Source organism: Streptomyces sp. NPDC047000, from assembly GCF_040644295.1.
Lineage (GTDB): Bacteria > Actinomycetota > Actinomycetes > Streptomycetales > Streptomycetaceae > Streptomyces.
This window is the reverse complement of sequence record NZ_JBEYWE010000008.1, coordinates 180,028-204,440: the sequence shown is the minus strand read 5'-3', so window position 1 is coordinate 204,440 and position 24,413 is coordinate 180,028. Positions and strand designations below refer to the sequence as shown.

Below are 24,413 nucleotides of genomic sequence, written 5' to 3'. Positions count from 1 at the left end.
GCTCTGCGGGTCCCCGCGTGCTCACCTCCCGGCACCTCCGTACGCCCCTCGGGTCCGGGGCGCGGGCCGCTCACGCGGCGGTGCGTTCCACGCCGTCCGCCGTGATGCCCCGGGTCGACGCGATCACGTCCTTGAGCTTCTTGGACAGCGCTTCATAGAACATGCTCAGCGGAAACTCGTCGGGAAGCACGTCATCGACGAGTCTGCGCGGCGGCTGGGTCAGGTCCAGGGCGTCGGGGCCCTTGGCCCACTTGGAGCCCGGGTGCGGCGCGAGATAGCGCGAGACCAGTTCGTACCCGGCGAACCAGTGCACGAGCTTGGGGCGGTCTATGCCGTCGCGGTAGAGCTTCTCGATCTCGGCGCAGAGCTGATTGGTGACCTGCGGGGCGCGCTCCCAGTCGATGCGCAGCCGGTTGTCGGTCCAGCGCACCACGTCGTGCCGGTGCAGATGGGCGAACAGCAGCTGACCGCCGAGGCCGTCGTAGTTGCGGACGCGCTCACCGGTGACCGGGAAGCGGAACATCCGGTCGAGGAGCACCGCGTACTGCACGTCGCGGGCCTGCGGGACGCCGTCCGCCTCCAGGAGCACGGCCTCCTTGAAGGCGGTGAGGTCGCAGCGCAGCTCCTCCAGGCCGTACATCCAGAACGGCTGGCGCTGTTTGATCATGAACGGGTCGAAGGGCAGGTCGCCGTGGCTGTGGGCCCGGTCGTGGACCATGTCCCACAGGACGAACGCCTCCTGGCAGCGCTGCTGGTCGTGGACCATCGCGGCGATGTCGTCGGGCAGTTCGAGGCCGAGGACGCCGACGGCGGCGTCCGTCACGCGCCGGAAGCGGGCCGCCTCGCGGTCGCAGAAGATGCCGCCCCAGGTGAAGCGCTCCGGTGCCTGGCGCACGGCGACGGTCTCCGGGAAAAGGACGGCGGAGTTGGTGTCGTAGCCCGCGGTGAAGTCCTCGAAGGTGATGGCGCAGAACAGCGGGTTGTCGAAGCGGGTGCGCTCCAGCTCGGCCAGCCAGCCGGGCCAGACCATGCGCAGCACGACGGCCTCGAGATTGCGGTCGGGGTTGCCGTTCTGGGTGTACATCGGGAAGACGACCAGATGCTGGAGACCGTCCTCGCGGTGCGCGGCGGGCTGGAAGGCCAGCAGCGAGTCGAGGAAGTCCGGCACCGCGAAGCCGCCCTCGGCCCAGCGCCGCAGGTCCCCGGCGAGGGCGGAGTGGTAGGCGGCGTCGTGCGGGAGCAGCGGGGCCAGCTCCTCGATCGCGGTGATCGCGCGGTGCACGGCGCGCTCGGCGTCGGCCCGCCGCGGGGCGTCCTCGGCGCCGAAATCGATCGAGCCGTCCTTGGTCTGCCATGGCCGGATCTGCTCGACGGCCCCCTTGAGCACGGGCCACGCCGGGTGCTCCACCACCCTGGCCGCAGGTGAAACCTGCCCCTCCGTCGCCGTCTGCACAAGAATTTCCGTCATGCCCCATCCTCCACGGGAGAACCTCGCGTGCTGCCACCGTAAGCGCCCCCGGTTTCCCCCAGCAAGGGGGAGTTTCCGTAAAACCTTGCGCCTGGCGGCGTCGTAACCGCGTTTTTTCCTGCCGGACACGTCCACGGCGCATGAGGTGAGCGCGGCAGGGCAGGCTTCCGGACCGTTCGCCCGGCAGGGGCGGGATCCGGCCGCCCGTACGGCGGGCGGGCACCCGGCCCGGCGGCACGGGCCCGCGAAGCGGCGGCGCGGCCCGCCGGAGCGGGCGGGACCCTCGGCGGCGGCAGTGCGGGCCTTCGGTCCCGGCGCACTGGTCCGTCCGGGCGGAATCCGCAGGACCGGCCGCTACCGGCGCGTACGCCGGGCGCGCCCCGGCCGGACCCGGCCCGGCGGTACGGCCGATCGGCCGTGCACGGGCGGGTCCGACCGGGGATCCGGCCGTTAGGCTGCGGATCTGCCGCGAGGACAAGGGTGTCCGTCCGGTCCGCGCGGGTACCGAGCCGCCGTCGACGGAAGCGAGTCGAACCTTGAACTTCCTCACCATCGGTCACCGCGGAGTCATGGGTGTCGAGCCCGAGAACACCCTCCGGTCCTTCGCCGCCGCCCAGCAGGCGGGCCTGGACGTCATCGAACTCGATCTGCACCTGAGCAAGGACGGTGCCCTCGTCGTCATGCACGACGCCGATGTGGACCGCACGACCGACGGCAGCGGCCCGATCGCCGAGATGACCCTGGACGAACTGCGCGCCCTGGACGCGGGCCGCGGCGAGCGGATCCCCGTGTTCGAGGAGGTCCTGGACGCGGTGCAGGCACCGCTGCAGGCCGAGATCAAGGACGTGCAGGCGGCCCGGACACTCGCCGGGGTCATGACCGCACGGGACCTGGTGGACCGGGTCGAGGTGTCCTCGTTCCACGCCGACGCCCTCACCGAGATCTCCCGGCTGGTCCCCGGGGTGCGCACCGCCCTCGTCGCCGGCCGCTACGGGCTGGAGGTCGTGGACCGCGCCCTCGACGCCGGAGCGGACACCGTCTGCCTCGAGATCCGCCGGCTGACCCTGGAGACCGCCGAGCAGGCGCGCAAGTCCGGTCTGCGGGTCTTCGGCTGGGTGGTGAACACCCAGGACCAGCTGCGGCTCGCACGGGCCCTGGAACTGGACGGCGTGACCACCGACTACCCGGACATCAAGCGCACCGGCCGCTTCACGGCCTGACGGGGCGCGGTCCGGGGGCCTGCCCCGGACCTGGCACGGGAGCCCGTCCCGGACGGACGGGTCCCGCGGTCAGCCGAGTTCCTTGACCAGGAGCTCGAACTCCAGGCCGGCGCGCCGCGGGACGCCGAAGCGCTCGTCGCCGTACGGGAACGGGCTGGTCCGGCCCGTACGGCGGTAGCCGCGCCGCTCGTACCAGGCGATCAGGTCCTCGCGCGCCGTGATCACGGTCATGTGCATCTCGTCCGCGCCCCAGCCCGTGCGGGCCTGCCGTTCCGCCTCCGAGATGATCACCTTCCCGAGCCCGGCGCCCTGGAGGGCGGGGCTGACCGCGAACATGCCGAAGTAGGCGTGGCCGCCGCGGTGCTCCAGCTGGCAGCAGGCCACGATCCGGCCGTCCCGCTCCACGGTGAGCAGCCTGCTGCCGGGCGACCTGATGACCTCCAGCACACCCTCCGGATCGGTGCGCTGCCCCTCCAGGATGTCCGCCTCGGTGGTCCACCCGGCCCGGCTCGACTCGCCCCGGTACGCCGATTCGACGAGCGCGACCAGCGCGTCCACGTCGGCGTCCGTGGCGTCGCGGAAACTGAGTCCGGTGACTGCGGCGGTGTCCATGGGCTGTACTCCGGTTCTACGGCTTCTGGGGCGCCTGCGGCGCGGCTCGGCAGGGACGAGGGTAGCCAGCCGGCGCGGGCGGTTACGCTCCGGGGCATGGTGCACGTACTCAGCAGCCGGACCCTGCTGCGCCCCTCCGATCCCGAGCGCTCCCGCGACTTCTACGGCCGCCGGCTCGGCCTCCCGGTCTACCGCGAGTTCGGCACGGGCCCGGAGCGGGGGACCGTCTACTTCCTCGGCGGGGGCTTCCTGGAGCTGTCCGGGCGCTCGGACACGGCACCGTCCCCGGCGGTGACGCTGTGGCTCCAGGTCGAGGACGTGGCGGCGGCGTACGAGGAGCTGCGCGCGAACGGCATCGGCAACGTCCGCCCTCCGGTGCGCGAACCGTGGGGGCTGGTCGAGATGTGGATCACCGACCCGGACGGCACGAGGATCGTCCTCGTCGAGGTACCGGCGGAGCACCCGCTGCGGTACCGGCCGGAGGCCTGAGCCGGCGGGGCTCGAGAGGGCGGGCCGGGGAGGGCCGGGCTCGACGGGTGCCGGCCACGGTCCGCCGGGGCTCAGGCGCGGAGGCGGCCCGCGCCGGTCTCCAGCCTGCCCAGCAGCTCGGCCAGCAGGCCCGCGAGGCGGTCCTGCACCGCCGGGTCGAGGGCGGACAGGACCGCCGTCTCGTAGGCGAGCTGTTCCGGCAGGACCGCGTCGACGAGGGCGCGGCCCGCGTCGGTGAGCCGGACGTGGGCGACACGGCGGTCGCGGGTGTCACCCCGGCGTTCGACCAGGCCGCGCTCGGTGAGCTGCTTGAGCCGTTTGGTGACGGCGGCACCCGAGGAGAAGGTCTCGCGGGCCAGGTCGCCCGGCGTCAGTTCGTGGCCGGTGCGGCGCAGCGCGCCGAGCAGTTCGTACTCGGAGCGGCTGAGTCCGGCGCGACGCAGCGGGGCGTCCTCGGCCTGCTGGAGGAGGGCGGCGCAGCGGGTGACACGGCCGATGATCTCCATGGGGCCGGTGTCGAGACCGGGGTGCACGGCCTTCCACTGCCCGACGACCCCGGCGACGGTGTCCTCCCGCGTCGGCCCGGTGGCCGTGTCGCCGGTCGCGGGCCGTCCGTTCGTCACCGTCATGGCCGTGGCTCCTCCGTCGTCCTCGCAACGGGATCCGGGCCCCGGCCCAGTCCCAGGCGTCGTGCCGTCGCAGCGAGCGTACGGTGTCCGGCCTGCTCGGCGAGCACGACCCGCTCGTGGGGCAGGGCGCGCTGCCACCACTCCCCCGCGGCGGCGTCGGTGGCGGCGCGCAGGGCCGCCAGGGCGGCGGCGAGGGCGCGGCGGGCGCTCTCCAGGCCGGCGGGCGCGGGAGCGGGTCCGGCGAGCAGCCGCGCGGCGTGTTCACGGGCACGTTCGGCGGCGCGGAGGGCGTGCTCGACGCGGTCGCCCGCGCGCCGGTTGGTGACGGCGACGGCGGCGACGAACCCGGCGAGGGCGCCGACGAGGGTGTCCACGACGCGCTGGGTGACCAGCCGGCCCGGGTCCTGGACGTGCGCGAACTCGGTGATGAGCAGTGCCATCGGGGTCACGCACACGGTGCCGAGCCAGTAGTTGCGGCCGATCAGGGCCTCCGCGCCGAAGTTGAAGGCGAGGCACAGCAGCACCAGGACCGCCTGGCTGAGGTGGGCCAGCGGGGCGACGGCGGCGAAGACGAGGACACCGATCAGATTGCCGACGACGCGCTGGACGCCCCGGCTCCAGGTGAGGGTGACGTTGGCCTGGTAGAGGGCGGCGGCGGTGACCAGCGCCCAGTAGGGGCGGCCGACACCGAGAGCGAGGGAGGCGTATCCGGCGAGGGCGCAGCCCAGGGCGGTGCGCACCGCGATCGGGGTCTGGCCGCCGAGCCTGCGCAGCAACGGGGTGCGCGGCTCGGCGAGTTCGATGTCGACGCCGAGGAGTTCGTCCGCCGTGCCCGGCAGGTCCGCGGCGTGCGGCACGGGTCCGGTGCCGCACAGTTCGCGTGCCCAGCGGCGCATCTGGCGGGGGTCGGCGTCGGCGGGTGCGGCGAGGGCGACCTCGGCGCGCACGAGGAGGGCCTCGAGGGCGCGCCGGGTGGCGGCGGAGCGGGGGCCGGTGGCGGTCAGGGTCTGCCAGGCGGCCTGTACGGCGGCCGCCGCGGCGGCGCGGGTGCGGGCCTGGTGCTCGCCGGTGCCGAGGGTGGCGGCATGGGCGGCGGCCGCGTTCAGGGCGTGGGCGGTGGCACGGCGTTCGGGGCCGTGCGGGCGCAGCAGCCCGGGGGCCATGCCCACCAGCCAGGCCCAGGCGCCGGCGGCGAGGGCCCACGCGAGATGGCCGGGCACCTGGGCGAGGGTCTGCGGCGCGAAGAGCGCGGCGGAGCTGATGAAGGCGAGGACCACGTTGCCGGGCGGGCCGATGCGGGTGGCGTCGCACAGCGCCTTCTGCGCGGCGGCGAGCACGGCGCCGACGGCGACCAGGACGGCGGTGTCGGTGGTGAGGGAGGCGGTGGTCAGGGCTGCGGCGAGGCCGCCGGTCATGCCGAGGATCACCAGGGCCAGCGTCCGGGCGCGGGCGGCGTAGGGGCAGTTGTGGGCGTAGAGCGCGCACAGGGACCCGGCCATCGTGTACATGGCCAGGTCGAGCCGGCCCAGCGCGAGCAGGAGGAGGTTGGGCGGGGCGACGGAGGCGACGACGCTCAGGGCGGGCTTGAACCAGATGTCGGAGGGCCGGCCGAGGCGCAGGACCCCGGTCAGCGGCAGGCGCCGAACGAACGGGGTGCGGTCCGGGGCGCGGGGGACGGTGCGGGTCGGCGGGGAGGTCGGGGACGTACGGGTCACGTCCATAACTTTAACAGGTGTTTTACCTGTAAATTATTCTGCCGGGAGGTCCCCGCCCGCCGTGCTCCCCCGCGTGCTCCCCGAGTACACCTCTGCGCGTGCGTGCGCACCGCGTGTCCCGGGCATCCCTCGGTCGACGTCCGCGTCCACGGGCTGTCACCGGAGCGTCGAACGGGGAGGCGCGCGTGCACGGACCGGCTTCACCCGGGTGGCTGCTCGTCGTGCTGTGCGCGGCGACCGGCACCTACTGTCTGCTGCGCATGCGCAGCCGTGTCGAGGAACAGCGCCGCTCCGCGGGCGGGGAGGCGCTGATGGGCTTCGGCATGGCGGTGATGGCCGTGCCCGCCACGGCGTTCGCCCCGCCGGTGTGGGCGTGGCCCGGGTATGCGGCGGTGTTCGGCGCGGCCGGGCTGCGCGCGCTGTGGGCCGCGCGGCGCGGTCCGCACCACCTGCACCATCTGATGGGCACGACCGCCATGGTCTACATGGCCGTGGTGATGTCCGCCGCACCCGGCGGCCACCGCCACGGTGCGACGGGCGTCCCGCCGCTGACGGGAGTGCTGCTGCTGTACTTCGCCGGGTACGTGCTGCTGTCCGGCGCCCGCCTCGTCCCGGTGACCGCGACGGGTGCCGCGGGTGCCGCCGTCGCGGGGGGCACGGGTGTCGCGGGGGGCGGCGCACCGCGGTGGGGCGACCGTCCCGAACTGGCCCGGGCCTGCCGGCTGGCCATGGGGATCGGCATGGTGGCGATGCTGCTGGGCCTGTGACGCACGCGACCGTACGACGGTCGTCCGCGTCACGTCACCACCGCGCTCGTTACCACGGAGGGCGGCGGCGCTCGTAGTCTTGTCCCATGATGGTCCCGGTCGTACTGCTGCTGCTCGGCGTCCTGACCGCCGTCGTCGCTCCCGGACTGCTGGGCCGGGCCGACTGGACGGACCGCGAGCCGGTGGTCGCGCTGTGGGTGTGGCAGTGCGTGGTGGTGGGCGTGCTGCTGAGTTTCGGGCTGTCGATGACACTGAGCGCGGCGTCGGCCTGGGAGGCCGTGCGCGGCCGGCTGTTCGCCTCCGCACCGCACGGGGTGAGGGACGCGTACGAGCCCGGCGCGGGCGGTCCCTGGGCGGCGGCGACCGCGGTGCTGCTGGCGTGCGGCGGGATGTGGAGCGCCTGGATGCTGCTGCGGGAGGTCTTCCGGGCCCGGGCCCGGCGCCGGCTCCGCAGGGCCGAACTGGTCCGGCGGGTCCCTCGGCTGCCCGGCGAGGAGGAGCACGCCGACGGCCGTCTGGTGGTCCTGGAGGGCGAGCGGGCCGACGCATGGTGGCTGCCCGGCACCCCGCCCCGGCTGGTGGTCACCACCGCTGCCCTGCGCCGCCTGAAGGGCCGGCAGCTCGACGCCGTCCTCGCGCATGAGCAGGGCCACGCCACGGCCCGGCACGACTGGCTGCGGCACAGCTCGGCCGCGCTGGCCAACGGCTTCCCGCAGGTGCCGGTGTTCGCGGCGTTCCGCGACCAGATCCACCGTCTGGTCGAGCTCTCCGCCGACGACATGGCCTCCCGCCGCTTCGGCCGCCTCACCACCGCCCTGGCACTCGTGGAACTCAACGAGGACCGGGGCGTGTTCGGGCCCGCGCACACACCGGAGGACCACGACGTCCCGCAGCGCGTCTACCGCCTCCTCACTCCCGCGCACCGCCTCCCGCCCCTGCACCGCCTGCGCCTGACGGCCCTCGCGGCCCTGATCCCGGCGGTCCCCCTCCTGGTGGCCTTCGTACCGGGACTGCGGGCACTGGGTTAGCGGCGGCCCCCGGCCGGCGCCCCCTTCCCGCCTCCGGCTCCGACCCCGGTCGGTCTCGGTCCCCGGCCTCCGGCCCGCGTCCCGCCCCTGCCCCGCCGGCCTCCGGTCCTTGCCCCCTGCCCGCCTCGGCCCCTGTCTCCCGTCGGCCTCCACCCCCTGTCCGGGTCCGCATCCCGCCCCGGCCTCCAGCTCCTGTCCGTCTCGGCCCCGGCCCCGCCCGGCCTCCCGCCCGACTCGGCCCCCGGCCGCCTCCGGACCCCGTCCCGCCCCGTCCCGTGTCCGCCGCGGCGGTCCTCTCGATCGTCCCGCCGGGCGGAACACCGCGCCGTAGGATCGTCGGCATGACAGCCGCTGTGAAGGCCGTGCTCTTCGATTTCTCCGGGACGCTCTTCCGTATCGAGTCCACCGAGGCGTGGCTGCGGGCCGTCCTCGCGGACACCGGGGTCGTGGTGACGGACGCGGAGGCCGCCGGGCTGGCGCGGGCGCTGGAGGAGGCCGGCGCGCTGCCCGGCGGGGCGTTCCCGGTACGGGTGCCCGACGGACTGGCCGCCGTCTGGGCGGTGCGTGACCGCAGCGCCGCCGAGCACCGCGCGGCGTACACCGGGCTGTCCCGTCAGGTGCGGCTGCCCGCGCCGGAGTTGCACGACGCGCTGTACGACCGGCACATGACCCCGGCCGCCTGGTCACCGTATCCCGACGCCGCCGGGGTGCTGCACGCGCTGCGCGAACGCGGCCTCGGGGTCGGTGTGGTGAGCAACATCGGCTGGGACCTGCGCCCGGTGTTCCGCGCGCACGGGCTCGACCGGTACGTCGGCACGTACGTGCTGTCGTACGAGCACGGCGTCCAGAAGCCCGACCCCCGGCTGTTCGCCACCGCCTGCGAGGCGCTCGGCACCGATCCGCGGGAGGTGCTGATGGTGGGTGACGACCGGCGCGCGGACGGCGGCGCCGCGGAACTGGGCTGCGGGGTGCACCTCGTGGCGCATCTGCCGGTGGATCAGCGGCCGGACGGGCTGGGGCCGGTGCTCGGACTGGTCGGCTGAATGCCACGGGGAAGCGGCAACCAGCCGCGCGGACAGGCGAGTCGGCCGAACGCCGCCCGTCTGAGACGATCCCCCGCGTCGTCCCAGACGGGCGGCAGCCCTGAGGAGGCCCACCTGATCGTGGACCTGCACGCGTTGAGTATAGTTGGCTGGCAGCCAGTCAACGCAGGAGTCAAGCATGTCCCCCCGCAGCGCCTCGGTCAATGAAGAATTGCGGCGCCGCTCCCGGGAGCGGCTTCTGCACGCCGCGGTGGAACTCGTCAGCGAGCACGGCTACGAGGCGACGACCCTCGGCGCGATAGCGGACCGCGCGGGTTCGGCCCGCGGACTGGTCTCGTACTACTTCCCGGGCAAACGCCAGTTGGTGCAGTCCGCCGTCCACCGGATGATGCACCGCACCCTGGAGGAGGCCCTGGAGCGCGAACCGCGCACCGAGGACGGCCGGGAGCGGCTGGCACGGGCCATCGACGCGATCCTGGGCCTGGCCCGCGACCAGCCGGTGCTGATGCGCCAGCACATGGCGGGGCTGCTCCAGGCGGAGGGTTTCGTGCAGTGTCCGGAGCAGCAGCGGCTGTCCGAACTGCTCGGCGACACCGTCGCACGCTACGGCTCGCAGAACGTCGGCGCCGACTACCCCATGCTGCGCGCCCTGCTGATGGGTTCGGTGTACGCAGCGCTGGTGCCCGGGGTGCCGATGCGGGTGCCGGTGCTGCGCGCGGAGCTGTTCAAGCGTTACCAGCTCGACTGGGAGTCGGGCACCCCGCCGGAGACGGCGAAGGGCCGGCCGGGCGGCAGCCATGACAACGATCTCTCACGGTTCTTCGCGACCGGGGCACGCTCCCTCGGCGCCGACGGGCAGGGACCGGGCGGTTCCGCCCGCCGGTCCGGCTCAGACGCCGGGTCCTAGACGGCGGAACTGGCGGCCCGCGGCGGCCAGGAGACAGTCGAGCAGGCCCGGGAAGAGGGCGTCCAGATCGTCGCGGCGCAGCCCGTTCATCTTCGCGGTGCCCCGGTAGACCTGCCGGATCACCCCGTTCTCGCGCAGCACCCGGAAGTGGTGCGTGGTGGTGGACTTCGTCACCGGCAGCTCGAACTGCGAGCAGCTGAGTTCGTCGCGGTCGCCGGCCAGTTCGCGCACGATCCGCAGCCGCACCGGGTCGGAGAGCGCGTGCAGGACGCCCTCCAGCCGGATCTCCTCGCGTGTCGGGTGCGAGAGCTCACGACCGGTCGCGATGGTCCTGGTCACGGCGGCTCCCCTTGTCTCTGCCCTGCTGCTGTCACCTCTGCGCCGCGCCCGGGCGGCCCCGTCCGTTCACCGTCCCGTCCGGTCACGGCCTCGCCCGGTCACGACCTCACCTGTGCACGGCACCGCTCATTGTACGAGACCCTTCGTAGTTTGACACTCCCCGTACTACGATGTCTATCGTACGACGAACCCGGCCCGCCGGCCCCGTGACGAACCACGACGAACGGAGTCCGCAGTGAGCGCGCTCTTCGAGCCCTTCACCCTGCGCGAGACGACCATCCCCAACCGCGTCTGGATGCCCCCGATGTGCCAGTACTCGGCCGCACCCGAGGGGGAGCTCACGGGCGCGCCGAACGACTGGCACTTCGCCCACTACGCGGCGCGCGCGGCCGGCGGCACCGGCCTGATCGTCGTCGAGGCCACCGCCGTCACGCCCGAGGGCCGGATCTCGCCGTACGACCTGGGGATCTGGAACGACACCCAGGCCGAGGCGTTCCGCAGGATCACGCGTTTCCTGACCGCGCAGGGGACGGTCCCGGCGATCCAGCTGGCGCACGCCGGGCGAAAGGCGTCGACCGAGCGGCCCTGGAAGGGCGGGGCGCCGGTCGGACCCGAGCAGCACGGCTGGCGGCCGCTGGCCCCGAGCCCGGTCGCGTTCGCCGAGGGCCACCCGGTTCCGGACGAACTGACGGTGGATCAGATCCGCTCGGTCGTGGACCACTTCGCGGCCGCCGCACGCCGGGCCCTCGACGCCGGTTTCGAGATCGCCGAGATCCACGGCGCCCACGGCTATCTGATCAACGAGTTCCTCTCCCCGCACTCCAACCACCGCACCGACGCCTACGGCGGCTCGTACGAGAACCGCACCCGTCTCGCCCTCGAAGTCGTCGACGCCGTGCGGGAGGTGTGGCCCGGTGACAAGCCGCTGTTCTTCCGGATCTCGGCGACCGAGTGGCTGGAGGACGGCGGCTGGACGCCGGAGGACACGGTGCGCCTCGCCGGTGAACTGCACGCCCACGGCGTCGACCTGCTCGACGTCTCCACCGGCGGCAACGCGGCCGGGGTACGCATTCCCGTCGGCCCCGGCTACCAGGTCCCCTTCGCCACCCGGGTGCGGACCGGGACGTCGATGCCGGTGGCCGCCGTCGGCCTGATCACCGACCCCGGGCAGGCGGCGAAGATCGTGGCCAACGGCGAGGCCGACGCGGTGCTGCTGGGCCGCGAGCTGCTGCGCGACCCGTCCTGGGCCCGCCGCGCGGCCCGTGAACTCGGTGCCACGGTGAGGATCCCGGAGCAGTACCACCGTTCCTGACACCCGTACCGAAGCCCGACCGGCCGTGGCCGGTATCCGTGACCGTCCCTGCGAGCGTGACGGCCACGGATACCGGCCACGGCCGTGCCCTTCGGGTCACGCGGCGGCGGCCGGGGAGCACCTCGCGTCACGGCCCGCCCGCGGCTCTCCGTGGAAGCGCTCCCACGCGTCGGGCGGGGCACAGCGTGGAACCGCTCCCACACCGGAGCACAGAAAGCCCTTGCTCTCCTCATGAACCCATCCCCTTCCACCTGGGCGAACAAAAAACGTGCTACGCAAAGCGTTGACTAGAAAGCGCTTGCATCCTACGGTCCGTTCAACACCGTGACCGTTCGGCACGACGCACGACGTGATTTCCCGACGGAGCGGCCACGATGAAAGCGTCACCGTCCTGCATGACGCACGTCGTTCACATACATGGCTCAACTCCCCCTCCCGAAGGGACGCACCCGCATGCGTACTCGCTTACCGCGTACACACGCGCAAAGGTCCGCTCTCGCGACGGCGGCCGCGGCCGCACTGGCGACGGTGGGCGTGCTCGCCCTGCCGCAGCCGGCCCAGGCGGCGGACTCCTCGCCGGTCGGGTTCGGCGCCGGAACCACCGGCGGCGGCAGCGCCTCGGCGGTCACCGTGTCGACGCTCAGCACGTTCAAGACGGCGGTGGCCGGCAGCACGGCCAAGGTCGTCAAGGTGAGCGGCCTGATCTCCCTGAGCGGCCAGGTCGACGTCGGGGCCAACACCACGATCCTGGGCGTGGGTTCGTCGTCGGGCTTCACCGGTGGCGGGCTGCGCCTGAAGAGCGTCAGCAACGTCGTCGTCCGCAACCTCAACATCAGCAAGGCCGTCGGCACGGACGCGATCACCGTGCAGAACTCGACGAAGGTGTGGATCGACCACAACACCCTGTCGTCGGACCGCGACCACGACAAGGACTACTACGACGGTCTGCTCGACATCACGCACGCCTCGGACTACGTCACCGTGTCCTGGAACAGCTTCAAGGACCACTGGAAGGGCTCGCTCGTCGGCCACAGCGACAGCAACGCGAGCGAGGACACCGGGCATCTGCGGGTGACGTACCACCACAACTGGTTCAACAACGTCAACTCCCGCATTCCCAGCCTGCGGTTCGGCACCGGACACTTCTACGACAACTACGTCGTCGGCGCGGACACCGCCGTGCACTCCCGGATGGGCGCGCAGATGCTCGTCGAGAACAACGTCTTCCGCAGCACCTCCGTCGCGGTGACCACCAACCGCGACAGCGACGTGGACGGCTACGCCAACCTCAAGGGCAACGACCTCGGCGGCGCCTCCACCGAGATCTCGCAGGTCGGCACCTTCACCTCTCCGCCGTACAGCTACACCGCGGAGCCGGCCTCCAGCGTCGTCGCCTCCGTGACGGCCGGCGCGGGCACCGGGAAGATCTGACCCTCCCCGCCGGGGGAAGGCGGCCGTACGGAGCGCTCCCGCGGGCGCCGCGTACGGCCGCCGCCGCGCGTACGGCGCCCGCCGTGCCCGCCGCGGGCCGGGACCGTCGCCATGAGGCCGTCAGGCGTGACCGAGGACGTTCTCGGTCAGCTCCCGCCGGTGCGCGGTGTACCGCTCGCGCAGGGCCTCGCCCGGCCAGTCGGCGGGCAGCAGCGCGGGAGGCAGTACGGGGTCGGCGAGCAGGTGCCGTACGGCCGCCGCGAGGGCGGTGAAGCGGTCCGCCGGTCCGGAGGCCTCGGCGATGCGGGCGAGCAGCGCGCCGGCCGTCCGCGCCCACGCCTGAAGCGGCCAGAGCCGCGCCGCCAGTTCGGCGTCGGGTCCGGCGGGGCGGGTGGTGAAGCGCTGCACCGCCGGGCCGAGCGCGCCGGGCGCGGGGCGGAGCAGGTTGGCGGGGCGCAGCCAGACGCCCTCACGCAGCTCGGCGAGCCGGTGGGCGGTCAGCCGGGCGCGCAGCTCGGCCCGTTCAGCGGGCTCGCGGCCGGTGGCGGTGATCACGACCAGTTCCCAGTCGCCGTCCCAGGGGCGGGTCTCCGGGTGCACGGCCTCGTCCTGGCGCCGCTGGCGGGCCAGCAGCCGGTCGCTGAGGCCGTAGACCCCGTCGCTGCGCACCAGGTCCCCGGCGGCCGTCATCCGGCTGAGCGCGGCCCGCAGCGCGGATCCGGCGACACCGAACGGTTCGACACGGCGCACCAGGTCCCTGACCGGCAGCTCGGGCGGGTGGGTGCCGAGCAGCAGACTCAGCACGACGGACCGGGCGGACAGCGGTCGCAGTACCAGCTCGGCGGGGTGTTCGGGCACGTCGATGCGCATGGCACGCACTGTACGGGGCGGACTCCTTATTACACTATTGCTACAACCGAAGCCGAGATGCAACACTCGTCGCATGGTCCCGACTCTCGCGCACGTTCAGCCGCCGCAGGACGCCGCCGGCACGCACGATGTCACCAACCAGGCCCCTCCCCTGGCTCCTTACGACGCGTCCGAGGACGTGGCCCTGATCGAGGCGCTGCACCGGGAGGGCGCCGGCTGGGCCGAGGAGGACATCCGGCGCCTCGGGCTGCGGGCGGGCGGCACCGAGGTCCAGGAGTGGTCCGAGCTGGCCAACCGGCACGAGCCGGAGCTGCGCACCCACGACCGGTACGGGCACCGGATCGACGAGGTGGAGTTCCACCCGAGCTGGCACCGGCTGATGCGGGTCGCGGTCGCCGAGGGACTGGCGGGCGCGCCGTGGGCCGACGGCCGGCCCGGCGCCCATGTCGCACGGACGGCGGGCGGCCTCGTGTGGGGGCACACGGAGGCGGGACACGGCTGCCCGACGTCGATGACGTACGCCGCGGTCCCCGTGCTGCGCCGTGAGCCGGAGCTGGCCGCCGTGTACGAACCGCTGCTGACCAGCCGGGTCTACGAGCCGGGGCTCACGGTGCCGAGCGGGAAACGCGGGCTGCTCGCGGGCATGGGCATGACGGAGAAACAGGGCGGCTCCGACGTCCGCGCCAACACCACGGCGGCGACGCCCACCGCCGAGCCCGGCGTGTACACGCTGCGGGGGCACAAGTGGTTCACGTCGGCGCCGATGAGCGATGTGTTCCTGGTCCTCGCGCAGGCGCCGGACGGTCTGTCCTGCTTCCTGGTGCCGCGTGTCCTGCCCGACGGCAGCCGCAACGTGTTCCGCGTCCAGCGGCTGAAGGACAAGCTGGGCAACCGCTCCAACGCGTCCGCCGAGCCGGAGTTCGACGGGACCGTGGCCTGGCGGGTGGGTCCCGAGGGGCGGGGTGTGAAGACCATCATCGACATGGTCAACTGCACGCGGCTGGACTGCGTGATGATGTCGGCCGCGCTGATGCGCAGGACGCTCGTCGAGGCGGGCCACCACACGCGGCACCGCAGGGCGTTCGGCGCGCGGCTGGTGGACCAGCCGCTGATGCGCAACGTGCTGGCCGACCTGGCGCTGGAGTCGGAGGCCGCGACGGCGCTCACGCTGCGGCTGGCCGGGGCGGCCGACCGCGCGGTGCGCGGCGACGCCGGGGAGCAGGCGTTCCGGCGGATCGCGACGGCGGTGGGCAAGTACTGGGTGACGAAGCGGGGACCGGCCTTCACCGCGGAGGCCCTGGAGTGCCTCGGCGGCAACGGCTACGTGGAGGACTCGGGCATGCCCCGGCACTACCGGGAGGCCCCGCTGCTGTCGATCTGGGAGGGCTCGGGGAACGTGAACGCCCTCGACGTGCTGCGGGCGCTCGGCCGGGAGCCCGGGACCGCGGACGCCCTGTTCGCCGAACTCGCCCTGGCCGCGGGGGCGGACGAGCGGCTGGACAGCGCGGTGGCCCGTCTGAGGCGTGATCTGCCGGGGGCCGGGCAGGCCGGCGCGCGGCGGCTGGTGGAGCTGGCGGCCCTCACGCTCCAGGGGGCCCTGCTGGTCCGGCACGCCCCGGCCGCGGTCGCCGACGCCTTCTGCGCGACCCGTCTGGGCGGCGACTGGGGCCACTCCTTCGGCACCCTGCCGGCGGCGGCCGGCCTGGACACGATCCTGGCCCGGGGACTGCCCGGGGAGTGACCGGGTGGAGACCGGGGAGTGACCGGGTCCGGCCCGGGGAGTGACCGGGTGGAGACCGGGGAGCGACCTGCGGGCCCGGGTGGTGCGGGGGCGGGCCTGCCCGGGTGCGCCCAGGTCCCGCCCCGCTGATGCCGGTGGCAGGCAGGGGACGGCCGGGGAGGTCAGCCCGTCCTGCGGCCCCAGATCGGGCCCAGCCGGGCCCATTCCGTGTCCCAGCGGTCCATCCGGCGCCGTTCCAGCCGGCCGCGCAGGACACGGCCGGAGACGAACGGGACGGCGGCCGCGCCCACGCCCAGCAGGGCGCCCAGCACCGTGCCGCGCAGCCGGGCCTCGGCGGCGGTGGCGGGGCGGCTCACCAGGTGTCCCTCCGGGTCGTTCCACACGGTGACCGGGGTGCCCACGGCGCTGCCGGGGGCGACCCTGGCCCGGCCGCTGCGCGGGGAGCCGTCCGGGGCGACCCAGCCGACCCGGACCCAGACCCGTTCACCGGCGGTCCCGTCGCCGTCACGGGGACGTCTGCCGGGGGCCTCCTCGGTGACCAGGGCGACGGCGGGGCGCCATTCGGCGCGTTCCCTGGCCAGGCCGCTCTCCACGGACCGGGCGGCCGCCGTGCCGGCCAGCGCCCCGGCGAAGAGGGTGAGCAGCCAGGTGCCGAGCACCACCCAGGCCTCCACCGTGTCGGCGCGGCGCCTGAGCGGATTGCGCCGCCACCGCCACAGCCACACCTTCGGACCACGGAACGCCATCGGGGGCTTCCTCCTCACGAGCGCGGGACAGGCCTGACCGCCCTCCCATACGGGTGACGGCTCCGGCTTGCTCACGACGGGCAGGAGGGGACCCGGCGGCACCCGGGTGCGCGCACACCGGGGGCGCGGGCGAACGGCTCGGGGCCATCCCGCCCGAAACGCTCATGTCACCTCTCGTCCGCCCCCTGAGCCGGGGCAACGTCACCTTCGGAGGTGACTGTCAGTGGTGGGGTGCAGACTGGCCGGTGTCTGTGGACTACCTGTGACGAAGACGTCCCGGAGGTGATCGGCATGGCCGAGGTTCTGCTCGCCGTGGGCACCCGCAAGGGCCTGTTCATCGGGCGGCGGCGAAGGGGGAGCTGGGAGTTCGACGAGGGTCCCTGCTTCAACGCGCAGGCGATCTACTCGGTCGCCGTCGACACCCGGGGGCCGGTGCCGCGGCTGCTGGCAGGGGGTGACAGCGCGCACTGGGGGCCGTCCGTGTTCCACTCCGACGACCTGGGCCGCACCTGGACCGAACCGGCCAGTCCGGCCGTCAGGTTCCCGCAGGACACGGGTGCCTCTCTGGAGCGGGTGTGGCAGCTGCATCCGGCCGCGGCCGAGGAGGACGTGGTCTACGCGGGCACGGAACCGGCCGCGCTGTACCGGTCGGCGGACCGCGGGGAGAGCTTCGAACTGGTGCGGCCGCTGTGGGAGCACCCCACCCGCTCGCGGTGGGTGCCGGGCGGCGGCGGTGAGGGCCTGCACACCGTGGTCACCGACCGGCGCGACCCGCGCGCGGTGACGGTCGCCGTGTCGACGGCGGGCGTGTTCCGCTCCACGGACGGCGGGGCGAGCTGGGCACCCTCCAACTCCGGTGTGTCGGCGGTGTTCCTGCCGGATCCGAACCCCGAGTTCGGCCAGTGCGTGCACAAGATCGCCCAGGACGCGGCCGCCCCGGACCGGCTGTATCTGCAGAACCACTGGGGCGTGTACCGCAGCGACGACGCGGGCGGCCGGTGGACCGACATCGGAGCGGGCCTGCCGTCCACGTTCGGTTTCGCGGTGGCGGCCCATCCCGGACGGGGGGACACGGCGTACGTGTTCCCGATCAACGCCGACGCGGACCGGGTGCCCGCCGGTCACCGGTGCCGGGTCTTCCGCACCGCGGACGCGGGCGGCAGCTGGGAGCCGCTGACGGCGGGTCTGCCGGCCGAGGACCACTACGGCACGGTGCTGCGGGACGCGCTGTGCACGGACGACGCGGACCCGGCTGGCGTGTACTTCGGCAACCGCAACGGCGAGGTGTACGCGTCGGCCGACGACGGCGACAGCTGGCGGCTGCTGGCGTCGCATCTGCCGGATGTGCTGTGCGTCCGGGCGGCGGTGGTGGCGTGAAACCGACGGGGCGGGGATCAGCGGCGAGTCGGGCGGGAACACGGGTGTCACGCGGTCCTGGCCATCGGTTGATCTCCGTCACCTGCCGGGCAGTAGGGTGACGCCCGTGGCACCACGACCGTTGCATGAAATCGTCGAAGCGGGCTGGGCGAACGCTCTGGAACCCGTAGCCGGACAGATCGCCAGGATGGGTGACTTCCTGCGCTCCGAGATCGCCGAGGGGCGCACCTACCTCCCGGCCGGACAGAACGTCCTGCGGGCCTTCCAGCAGCCCTTCGACGAGGTACGCGTCCTCGTCGTCGGCCAGGACCCCTACCCGACCCCGGGACACGCCGTGGGGCTGTCGTTCTCGGTGGCGCCGGAGGTACGTCCGCTGCCCGGCAGCCTGATCAACATCTTCCGGGAGCTCACCACCGACCTGGGGCTCGGCCAGCCGTCCAACGGCGACCTCACGCCCTGGACCCGGCAGGGGGTGCTGCTGCTCAACAGGGCGCTCACGACGGCGCCGCGCAAACCGGCCGCGCATCGCGGCAAGGGCTGGGAGGAGGTCACCGAGCAGGCGATACGGGCGCTGGCGGCGCGCGGCAAACCGCTGGTGTCGATCCTCTGGGGCCGTGACGCGCGCAATCTGCGGCCGCTGCTCGGCGACCTCCCGTCGGTGGAGTCGGCGCATCCGTCACCCATGTCGGCCGACCGGGGGTTCTTCGGTTCCCGGCCGTTCAGCAGGGCCAACGACCTGCTGGTCCGGCAGGGCGGACAGCCCGTGGACTGGCGTCTGCCGTGACCGGTCCGCCGGCCGGCTCCCGGGTTCACTCCCCCGGTCCGGCCGGCTCCGGGATCCTCGCCGTCGATTCCGGCGGCTCGGGGCTGCGCGTCGCCGTCGGCGGCACGGAGGGCGGGCCGCCGGGCGTACGGGAGTCCGCGGTACCGGTGCGCACCGGGGCGCGGGGCATCGACACCGGGCACCTGATGGAGCAGCTCGTGCCCATGGTACGGGAGCTGACCGCCCTGACAGGGGTCGGCCGGACGACGGTGGCCGTGGTCGGCGCCGCCGGGCTCGCGACTCTGGGTGACGCGCTGCGGGCCGAGCTGCCCGGCACCCTGGCACGGGAGTTCGGGGTGCGCACGCTCGCGCTCGCGGCCGACGCCGTGACCGCGTACGCGGGTGCGCTCGGGTCTCGGCCGGGCACGGTGGTCGCGGCCGGGACCGGACTCATCGCGACCGGCACCGATCTGACGCGGTGGCGGCGCGCGGACGGCTGGGGTCATCTGCTGGGCGACTGCGGCGGCGGGGCGTGGATCGGCCGGGCCGGTCTCGAGGCGGCGCTGCGCGCCCACGACGGACGGCACGGCGGCTCCCCCGCACTGCTGACCCGCGCCGAGCGGCGGTTCGGGCCGGTGTCCGGGCTGCCCGGAGAACTCTATCCGCGCTCCGACCGTGCTGCCGTACTGGCCTCCTTCGCCCCCGAGGTGGCCGGCTGCGCCCCGGACGACCCGGTCTCGGCCGGCATCCTGCGGGCGGCGGCCGGGCACATCGCCGACTCCGCCGCGGCGGTGTGCCCGGCCGGGGACGCGCCGTGCCTGGCCCTCACCGGCGGCCTGTTCGGGCTCGGTGACGCGCTGCTCGTACCGCTGGAGGAGATGCTGGGCGTCCGGCTGCCGCATGTCCGGCGGGTCGCCGCGGAGGGGGATCCGCTGCACGGCGCGGTGCGCATCGCGGGCGATCTGGCGGCGGACCGGCTCAGGCTGCCGGTGGACGAGAACATGCTGAACATCATCACCACACCCGAAATCACCCTCAACGGGGATTGACCGGGCAGCGCCGCTGTGACCCGGCAGACCGGAAGCGTGGGCCGATCAGACCTTGATCCGTGCGTAACTCATCCGACAAAACAGGACGGATACCGCTCACCTGCCCCCTCCCCGAACAGAGAAGCCCAGGAAACCAGTAACATGCGGCGCCATGAGCTCCCCCACTGGGCCCGCGTCCGGCCTGCCCGTACGAATGCCGCGACCCCGCCAGCCCGGACGGCACCGCCGCCCCGAACCGCTGGTGGCTCCCGAGGGCGCGCCCGCGCTCGTCCTCGCGGTGCCGGGCGCGCCCAGCGCCGCCACGCGCAGCCTCGCCGAGGAGGTCGTGAGCATCGCCCGCTCCGAACTGCCCGGCCTGGACGCACGCATCGGCTACCTCGAGGGTGACGATGCGGAGTTCCCCACGCTCCGGTCCGTCCTGACGCACGCGGCCGAGGAGCGCACCGCCCGCTACGAGCAGGCCGTCGCCGCCGGTGTCGCGGCGAAGGAGCCCGAGGGCCCCGTGGCCGTCGTCGTGCCGCTGCTCGCCGGACCGGACAACGCGCTGCTGCGCCGGGTCCGTCAGGCCGTCATGGACAGCCGCATCGCGGCCGAACTGACCGATGTGCTCGGCCCCCACCCGCTGCTCGCCGAGGCGCTGCACGTCCGGCTGTCCGAGGCCGGTCTGGCCCGCGCCGACCGCGCCCGTCTGTTCACCGTGGCGACCGCCGCGGACGGCATCATCCTGGCCTCCGTGGGCGGCGACGAGGCGGTGCAGGCCGCCGGGATCACCGGCATGCTGCTGGCCGCGCGCCTGGCCGTACCGGTGATGGCGGCGGCTCTGGACGAGGACGGCTCGATCGCCTCCATCGCCGAGCAGCTGCGCGGCTCCGGCTCGCAGCAGCTGGCCCTCGCGCCGTATCTGATCGGCCCCGAGATCGAGCCGGGGCTGCTGGAGGCGGCGGCCGCGGAGGTGGACTGCGCCACGGCGGAGCCGCTCGGCCCCTACCCCGCGATCGGCAAGCTCGCGCTGGCCAAGTACACCTCGGCGCTGGGCATCGCCCCGCCGCAGCCGCAGGGCAGCATGCCGAGCCACTGACGCCGACGCCGGCCGAGCCAGCGGGTCGGTGCGCGACCGAGAACGACACAGGGTCCGCCCCGGACACGGGGGCGGGCCCTTCGCCGTGTCCGCTCCCCGCGACCTGCCCCGATGCCGGAGGCCGGGCCGTGCGGGGCGGGGTCGCAGGTCGCCGCCGCCAGCCGTCCATCGTCAGCCGTCAGCCGTCCGACCGCTGTCGTCCGACCGCCGCCTTCCGTCAGCCGCCGGCTGCCCCGACCGCAGCCGCGCGCACCGCGTGCCGACGGCCTCCCGGGTCTCCCCGCCTCCGGGCCCCTCCCGGCCTGCCGGCCCGGCCGATGGGGGTCCGGGGACGTGGTCCCCGGGGACGGGAACGGGAAGGGGCGGCGGGGGCGGCTTCCCTCGGTAACGGCGGCGCACGGCGCACGGCGCGGGAGGAATCCCGCCGGGGTCAGCCGAGCACCACGCACGAGGCGGCGGCCACGCGGACCGAGCCGCAGCGCCGCGGGATCCCGGTACGGGGATCGACAGCGAACCAGGTCACGTCCCCGGAGCGCTCGTTGGCCACGTAGAGGAAGCCGTCCGCCCCCGCGAGCGCGCGCGGCCAGCGGCCCCCGCAGGGCACCGAGGCGACCAGCCGCAGCGCCTCGCCCTCCCCCTCGACGGCGAACACCGACAGCGCGTCCGCGCCACGCGTCGCGGTCCACACGAAGCGTCCGTCGGGCGAGACCACGATGCCGGACGGATAGGCGTCACCGGCCGGTGCGCCCGGCAGCGCCTGTGTCTCCGTCAGCGGCTTCAGGGTGCCGCTCACGGCGTCCCAGCGGCACACGGCGACGGCGGGGGTCAGCTCGTTCACCACGTAGGCGTACCGGCCGCCCGGGTGGAAGGCCAGGTGGCGCGGCCCCGAGCCGGGCCGCAGGGCGAACTCCCCGTGCAGGGCGAGGGCCCCGCCGTCCAGCGTGCACACCCGCACGGAGTCGGTGCCGAGGTCGACGCTGAGCACCCAGCGCCCGCTGGGGTCGCCCTGCACCTGGTGGGCGTGCGGGCCGCGCTGCCGCGGGGCGTGGGGACCCGAACCGGTGTGCCGCAGCCGCCCGGACGGGGCGGGCGCGAGGCCGCCGTCGGCGCGGAGCGGTACCGCGGTGACGCTGCCGCAGCCGTAGTTGGCGGTCAGGACGTGCCCGTCGAACAGGCTGAGGTGGGTCGGCCCGCTGCCGACGGGCACCGGTCGCCCGGTGAGCCGCGGCACCCCGCCCGTCACCCGGTACGCGGCCACCGTGCCCTCGGTGGTCTCGCTCACCGCGTAGAGCGTGTCCCCGTCCGGGGCCAGGGCCAGATACGACGGGTCGGGCACGCCGTCCGCGCTGCCCAGCAGGCGCAGTGCGCCGCTGTCCGGGTCGACGGCCGCCGTGACGACGCCGGGGCCGCCCGCCGCCGTGAACGATCCGATGAACGCCCGTCGCATACCGCCGCCCGCCACCGCTGTCCCCTCTCGGTCCGCATCCGGTCCTGCCCGGGCCGTGTCCGGACCGTATGCGGTCCGCGGTCGCTCCCCACCGTGGGGGTGACGCTAGCAGCCACCCCCGCCCCGAGGTCTAGACCAACTCTGGATACGTTCCGGAGGACCGGCGGCCGGTGAGAGCACCGCTCCGGTCGGGGCGAAGGGAAAAGAGCCGTGAAGTCCCGGCGTGCCATCGGCCGGATCGCCCCCGGCCCGACGGGACCGGTGGCCCGGACAGCACCCGATCGGCGGAGCCACCGGCGCGGCGGAGACGCGGCACGCGCTTCCGTGGTCCTGCCGGCGGCCTTCCGGAACGCGTCTCACCCGTTCGGCCGACCACCGGGCCGTTGGTAGAGTCGGTGAAGATCATCCAGCCAGGAGGGCACCGGATCGTCATGGCCGTGGACGAGTTCGACACTCGTATCCTGCGTCTGCTGCTGGAGCAGCCGCGTACCAGTGTGCGGGAGTGCGCCCGGGTCCTCGGTGTCGCCCGCGGTACGCTCCAGGCCCGGCTCGACCGTCTGGAGCGCGACGGTGTGATCACCGGCTCCGGGCCGACGCTCGCCCCGGCCGCGCTCGGCCATCCGGTGCTGGCGTTCGTGCACGTCGAGGTCGTCCAGGGCCACCTGGACGAGGTGGGCGACGCCCTGTCGGCCGTACCGGAGATCGTCGAGGCGCACTCCGTCACGGGCGGCGGTGATCTGCTCACCAGGGTCGTGGCTCGTGACAACGCTCATCTGGAGGACGTGCTCCAGAAGCTGGCCGGGCTGCCCGGAGTGGTGCGCACCCGCACCCAGGTGGCCCTGCGGGAGCGCGTGCCGCACCGGATGCTGCCGCTGGTGAAGGAACTGAGCCGCACCGGCCGCGCGTGAGCCCGGCCTACGGACGGCGGCGCGGCGTCCCCCGCCGGGCACCCGGCGGCTTGCGGCCCCCGGACTTCGGCTGAGCGGCACCCGACCGCCCGGAGGCGCCCTGCGCCTTGCCTGCGCCCGATTTCCCGCCACCTGTTTTCCCGGCACCCGATTTCCCGGCGCTGGGCTTCCGGCCGCTGTCGGGCGTCTGGGCGGGCGTGCGGCCGCGGGTGCTGTTGACGGTACGGCCGCGGACCACGCCGATGAAGTCGTCGACCAGGTCGGTGGTGGCGTCCTGCGGCCAGGACAGGGCGACGCCGGACTGCGGGGCGTCCGGCACCGGCCGGTAGGTGAGATCGCGGCGGTGGTGGAGGCGGGCCAGTGACTGGGGCACGAGGAGCAGGCCCACACCGGCCGCGACCAGTTCGACGGCGTCGGCGGTGGTGGCGGGCCGTTCGACGGCGGGCAGGCCCGGTGGCCGTTCCCAGCCGAACACGTCGTCGAGGGGACGGAAGACCACGTCGTCGGCCAGATCGGCCAGGGTGACCTCGTCCGCGGCGGTCACCACGTGGTCCTTGGGGACCACGACCACGGTGGTCTCCGTGTAGAGGGGGATGGCGCTGAAGACCGTACGGTCGACCGGCAGCCGTACGATCCCCGCGTCCGCCCCGCCGTCCCGCAGCACGTCGCACGCCTCGGCGGCCGGCACGGGGACCAGGCCGAGGGGGACGTCGGGGAAGCGCTCGGCCCAGATCCGCACCCACTTGCCGGGGGTCGTACCGGGGACGTACGCGAGCCGGAACGAGAGGGATGCCGCCGAGCCAGTCACCCCGCCAGGTTACCCGGCGCGGCAGGGGCCGCCGGAGGCGACGGGTCCGGACGCCGGGGGCGACCGCTCGTGCCGATAGTCTGGACCCATGAAGTCGCAGCAGAGCGCCCAGACGATGAAGCCCGCCACGGCGGCGAAGAAGCTGGGCGTGTACCTCCCCGCCACCCCCGCCGAGTTCCAGGAGGGCGTGGTCTCGCGCACCGAGCTGCACGGGCTCCAGACCGATCCTCCGGAGTGGCTGCGCGAACTGCGACGCGACGGACCGCACCCCCGCCCGGTGGTCGCGGCCAGGCTGGGCGTCTCCATCGCCGGGCTCGCCCGCGGCGGGATCACCGAGCCGCTGACCACCGAGCAGATCGAGGCCCTCAGGGACGAGCGTCCCGAGTGGCTGGAGAAGGAGCGCGCCACCCAGGCCGAGGTGCGCAAGGAGGCGGAGCGGGTCAAGCAGAAGCACGCGGAGACCGCCGAGAAGAGCGAGAAGGCCGCGGGTGCGGCGAAGGACGACAGGAACGGCAGGGGCGGCAGGACGAGGGCCTGACCGTCCGCCGTCCGCCCCGTGCCGCGCGTCCGCGGCCCGGAGCCCGGAGCACCGAACCCGGTGCTCCGGGCTTCTTCATGTCTGCGGCACGGCGTCCGTGACCTGGTCCTTCGTCAGCTCCCGGGCCT

General features: G+C 74.2%; 24 protein-coding genes. 15 read left to right on the top strand and 9 right to left on the bottom strand.

Annotated features, from left to right (window positions below; genetic code table 11):
• Positions 1–70: 70 nt before the first annotated feature.
• Positions 71–1,468 carry a DUF6421 family protein gene (locus ABZ862_RS15980; RefSeq protein WP_360957883.1) on the bottom strand — a complete coding sequence of 466 codons (1,398 nt, stop codon included), beginning with the start codon at positions 1,466–1,468 and terminating at the stop codon, positions 71–73.
• A 536-nt stretch (positions 1,469–2,004) separates the two neighbouring features.
• Here ABZ862_RS15980 and ABZ862_RS15975 point away from each other — a divergent pair.
• Positions 2,005–2,688, top strand: coding sequence for a glycerophosphodiester phosphodiesterase family protein (locus tag ABZ862_RS15975; RefSeq protein ID WP_360957880.1), 684 nt, complete (start codon positions 2,005–2,007; stop codon positions 2,686–2,688).
• Positions 2,689–2,757: 69 nt separating this feature from the next.
• Here the strand turns inward: ABZ862_RS15975 and ABZ862_RS15970 are convergent, their stop codons facing one another.
• Positions 2,758–3,300: a GNAT family N-acetyltransferase gene (locus ABZ862_RS15970; RefSeq protein ID WP_360957877.1), complete on the bottom strand. Its 543-nt coding sequence runs from the start codon at positions 3,298–3,300 to the stop codon at positions 2,758–2,760.
• Between the two features lie 96 nt (positions 3,301–3,396).
• Between ABZ862_RS15970 and ABZ862_RS15965 the strand changes: the two genes are divergently transcribed.
• Complete coding sequence (locus ABZ862_RS15965; protein WP_360957874.1) at positions 3,397–3,789, top strand: VOC family protein; 393 nt, start codon at positions 3,397–3,399, stop codon at positions 3,787–3,789.
• A gap of 71 nt (positions 3,790–3,860) precedes the next feature.
• Here the strand turns inward: ABZ862_RS15965 and ABZ862_RS15960 are convergent, their stop codons facing one another.
• Together ABZ862_RS15960 and ABZ862_RS15955 are read right to left on the bottom strand one after the other, a co-directional pair.
• Complete coding sequence (locus tag ABZ862_RS15960; RefSeq protein WP_360957872.1) at positions 3,861–4,418, bottom strand: MarR family transcriptional regulator; 558 nt, start codon at positions 4,416–4,418, stop codon at positions 3,861–3,863.
• Entirely contained in the window at positions 4,415–6,055 is a 1,641-nt protein-coding gene (locus ABZ862_RS15955) for an FUSC family protein (RefSeq protein ID WP_360958167.1), read from the bottom strand. The genes ABZ862_RS15960 and ABZ862_RS15955 overlap by 4 nt, the downstream gene beginning before the upstream one ends.
• Before the next feature lie 263 nt (positions 6,056–6,318).
• On the opposite strand from ABZ862_RS15955, the gene ABZ862_RS15950 reads away from it, so the two are divergent.
• The 4 genes from ABZ862_RS15950 (at position 6,319) to ABZ862_RS15935 (ending at position 9,878) form a co-directional block, all read left to right on the top strand.
• Positions 6,319–6,900 carry a DUF5134 domain-containing protein gene (locus ABZ862_RS15950; protein ID WP_360957869.1) on the top strand — a complete coding sequence of 194 codons (582 nt, stop codon included), beginning with the start codon at positions 6,319–6,321 and terminating at the stop codon, positions 6,898–6,900.
• Positions 6,901–6,986: 86 nt separating this feature from the next.
• Positions 6,987–7,928 (top strand): M56 family metallopeptidase, encoded by a 942-nt coding sequence (locus tag ABZ862_RS15945; RefSeq protein WP_360957866.1) that lies wholly within the window; start codon positions 6,987–6,989, stop codon positions 7,926–7,928.
• 341 nt (positions 7,929–8,269) lie between these two features.
• Positions 8,270–8,971 carry an HAD-IA family hydrolase gene (locus ABZ862_RS15940; RefSeq protein WP_360957863.1) on the top strand — a complete coding sequence of 234 codons (702 nt, stop codon included), beginning with the start codon at positions 8,270–8,272 and terminating at the stop codon, positions 8,969–8,971.
• A gap of 178 nt (positions 8,972–9,149) precedes the next feature.
• Positions 9,150–9,878 (top strand): helix-turn-helix domain-containing protein, encoded by a 729-nt coding sequence (locus ABZ862_RS15935; RefSeq protein WP_360957861.1) that lies wholly within the window; start codon positions 9,150–9,152, stop codon positions 9,876–9,878.
• Here the strand turns inward: ABZ862_RS15935 and ABZ862_RS15930 are convergent.
• Positions 9,861–10,217 carry a helix-turn-helix domain-containing protein gene (locus tag ABZ862_RS15930; RefSeq protein ID WP_360957858.1) on the bottom strand — a complete coding sequence of 119 codons (357 nt, stop codon included), beginning with the start codon at positions 10,215–10,217 and terminating at the stop codon, positions 9,861–9,863. The genes ABZ862_RS15935 and ABZ862_RS15930 overlap by 18 nt on opposite strands.
• A 235-nt stretch (positions 10,218–10,452) precedes the next feature.
• Here ABZ862_RS15930 and ABZ862_RS15925 point away from each other — a divergent pair, with 235 nt between their 5' ends.
• Both ABZ862_RS15925 and ABZ862_RS15920 read left to right on the top strand, forming a co-directional pair.
• Complete coding sequence (locus tag ABZ862_RS15925) at positions 10,453–11,529, top strand: NADH:flavin oxidoreductase/NADH oxidase (protein WP_360957856.1); 1,077 nt, start codon at positions 10,453–10,455, stop codon at positions 11,527–11,529.
• 453 nt (positions 11,530–11,982) lie between these two features.
• Positions 11,983–12,960, top strand: coding sequence for a polysaccharide lyase family 1 protein (locus tag ABZ862_RS15920; RefSeq protein ID WP_360957853.1), 978 nt, complete (start codon positions 11,983–11,985; stop codon positions 12,958–12,960).
• 120 nt (positions 12,961–13,080) lie between these two features.
• Here ABZ862_RS15920 and ABZ862_RS15915 read toward each other — a convergent pair whose 3' ends face one another.
• Positions 13,081–13,830: a PaaX family transcriptional regulator C-terminal domain-containing protein gene (locus ABZ862_RS15915; protein ID WP_360957850.1), complete on the bottom strand. Its 750-nt coding sequence runs from the start codon at positions 13,828–13,830 to the stop codon at positions 13,081–13,083.
• Between the two features lie 73 nt (positions 13,831–13,903).
• Between ABZ862_RS15915 and ABZ862_RS15910 the strand changes: the two genes are divergently transcribed.
• Positions 13,904–15,571 carry an acyl-CoA dehydrogenase family protein gene (locus ABZ862_RS15910; RefSeq protein ID WP_360957847.1) on the top strand — a complete coding sequence of 556 codons (1,668 nt, stop codon included), beginning with the start codon at positions 13,904–13,906 and terminating at the stop codon, positions 15,569–15,571.
• Between the two features lie 161 nt (positions 15,572–15,732).
• On the opposite strand, the gene ABZ862_RS15905 is transcribed toward ABZ862_RS15910, so the two are convergent.
• Positions 15,733–16,317 carry a hypothetical protein gene (locus ABZ862_RS15905; RefSeq protein WP_360957844.1) on the bottom strand — a complete coding sequence of 195 codons (585 nt, stop codon included), beginning with the start codon at positions 16,315–16,317 and terminating at the stop codon, positions 15,733–15,735.
• A 291-nt stretch (positions 16,318–16,608) separates the two neighbouring features.
• Between ABZ862_RS15905 and ABZ862_RS15900 the strand changes: the two genes are divergently transcribed.
• The 4 genes from ABZ862_RS15900 to ABZ862_RS15885 all read left to right on the top strand — a co-directional run bounded on the left by ABZ862_RS15900 (position 16,609) and on the right by ABZ862_RS15885 (position 20,584).
• Positions 16,609–17,694 (top strand): exo-alpha-sialidase, encoded by a 1,086-nt coding sequence (locus ABZ862_RS15900; protein ID WP_360957841.1) that lies wholly within the window; start codon positions 16,609–16,611, stop codon positions 17,692–17,694.
• Between the two features lie 106 nt (positions 17,695–17,800).
• Entirely contained in the window at positions 17,801–18,478 is a 678-nt protein-coding gene (locus ABZ862_RS15895) for a uracil-DNA glycosylase (RefSeq protein ID WP_360957838.1), read from the top strand.
• Positions 18,475–19,506, top strand: coding sequence for a BadF/BadG/BcrA/BcrD ATPase family protein (locus tag ABZ862_RS15890; RefSeq protein ID WP_360957835.1), 1,032 nt, complete (start codon positions 18,475–18,477; stop codon positions 19,504–19,506). The genes ABZ862_RS15895 and ABZ862_RS15890 overlap by 4 nt, the downstream gene beginning before the upstream one ends.
• Before the next feature lie 151 nt (positions 19,507–19,657).
• Entirely contained in the window at positions 19,658–20,584 is a 927-nt protein-coding gene (locus tag ABZ862_RS15885) for a hypothetical protein (protein ID WP_360957833.1), read from the top strand.
• Between the two features lie 430 nt (positions 20,585–21,014).
• Here the strand turns inward: ABZ862_RS15885 and ABZ862_RS15880 are convergent, their stop codons facing one another.
• A complete protein-coding gene (locus ABZ862_RS15880) occupies positions 21,015–22,031 on the bottom strand; it encodes a lactonase family protein (RefSeq protein WP_360957830.1) in 1,017 nt (338 codons plus the stop codon).
• 431 nt (positions 22,032–22,462) lie between these two features.
• Here ABZ862_RS15880 and ABZ862_RS15875 point away from each other — a divergent pair, with 431 nt between their 5' ends.
• Positions 22,463–22,939 (top strand): Lrp/AsnC family transcriptional regulator, encoded by a 477-nt coding sequence (locus tag ABZ862_RS15875; RefSeq protein WP_360958165.1) that lies wholly within the window; start codon positions 22,463–22,465, stop codon positions 22,937–22,939.
• Between the two features lie 7 nt (positions 22,940–22,946).
• On the opposite strand, the gene ABZ862_RS15870 is transcribed toward ABZ862_RS15875, so the two are convergent.
• Positions 22,947–23,747, bottom strand: a complete 801-nt coding sequence (locus ABZ862_RS15870) for a LysR substrate-binding domain-containing protein (protein ID WP_360957827.1) — start codon at positions 23,745–23,747, stop codon at positions 22,947–22,949.
• 88 nt (positions 23,748–23,835) lie between these two features.
• Here ABZ862_RS15870 and ABZ862_RS15865 point away from each other — a divergent pair, with 88 nt between their 5' ends.
• Positions 23,836–24,285, top strand: coding sequence for a DUF5997 family protein (locus ABZ862_RS15865; RefSeq protein ID WP_360957824.1), 450 nt, complete (start codon positions 23,836–23,838; stop codon positions 24,283–24,285).
• Positions 24,286–24,413: the final 128 nt, after the last annotated feature.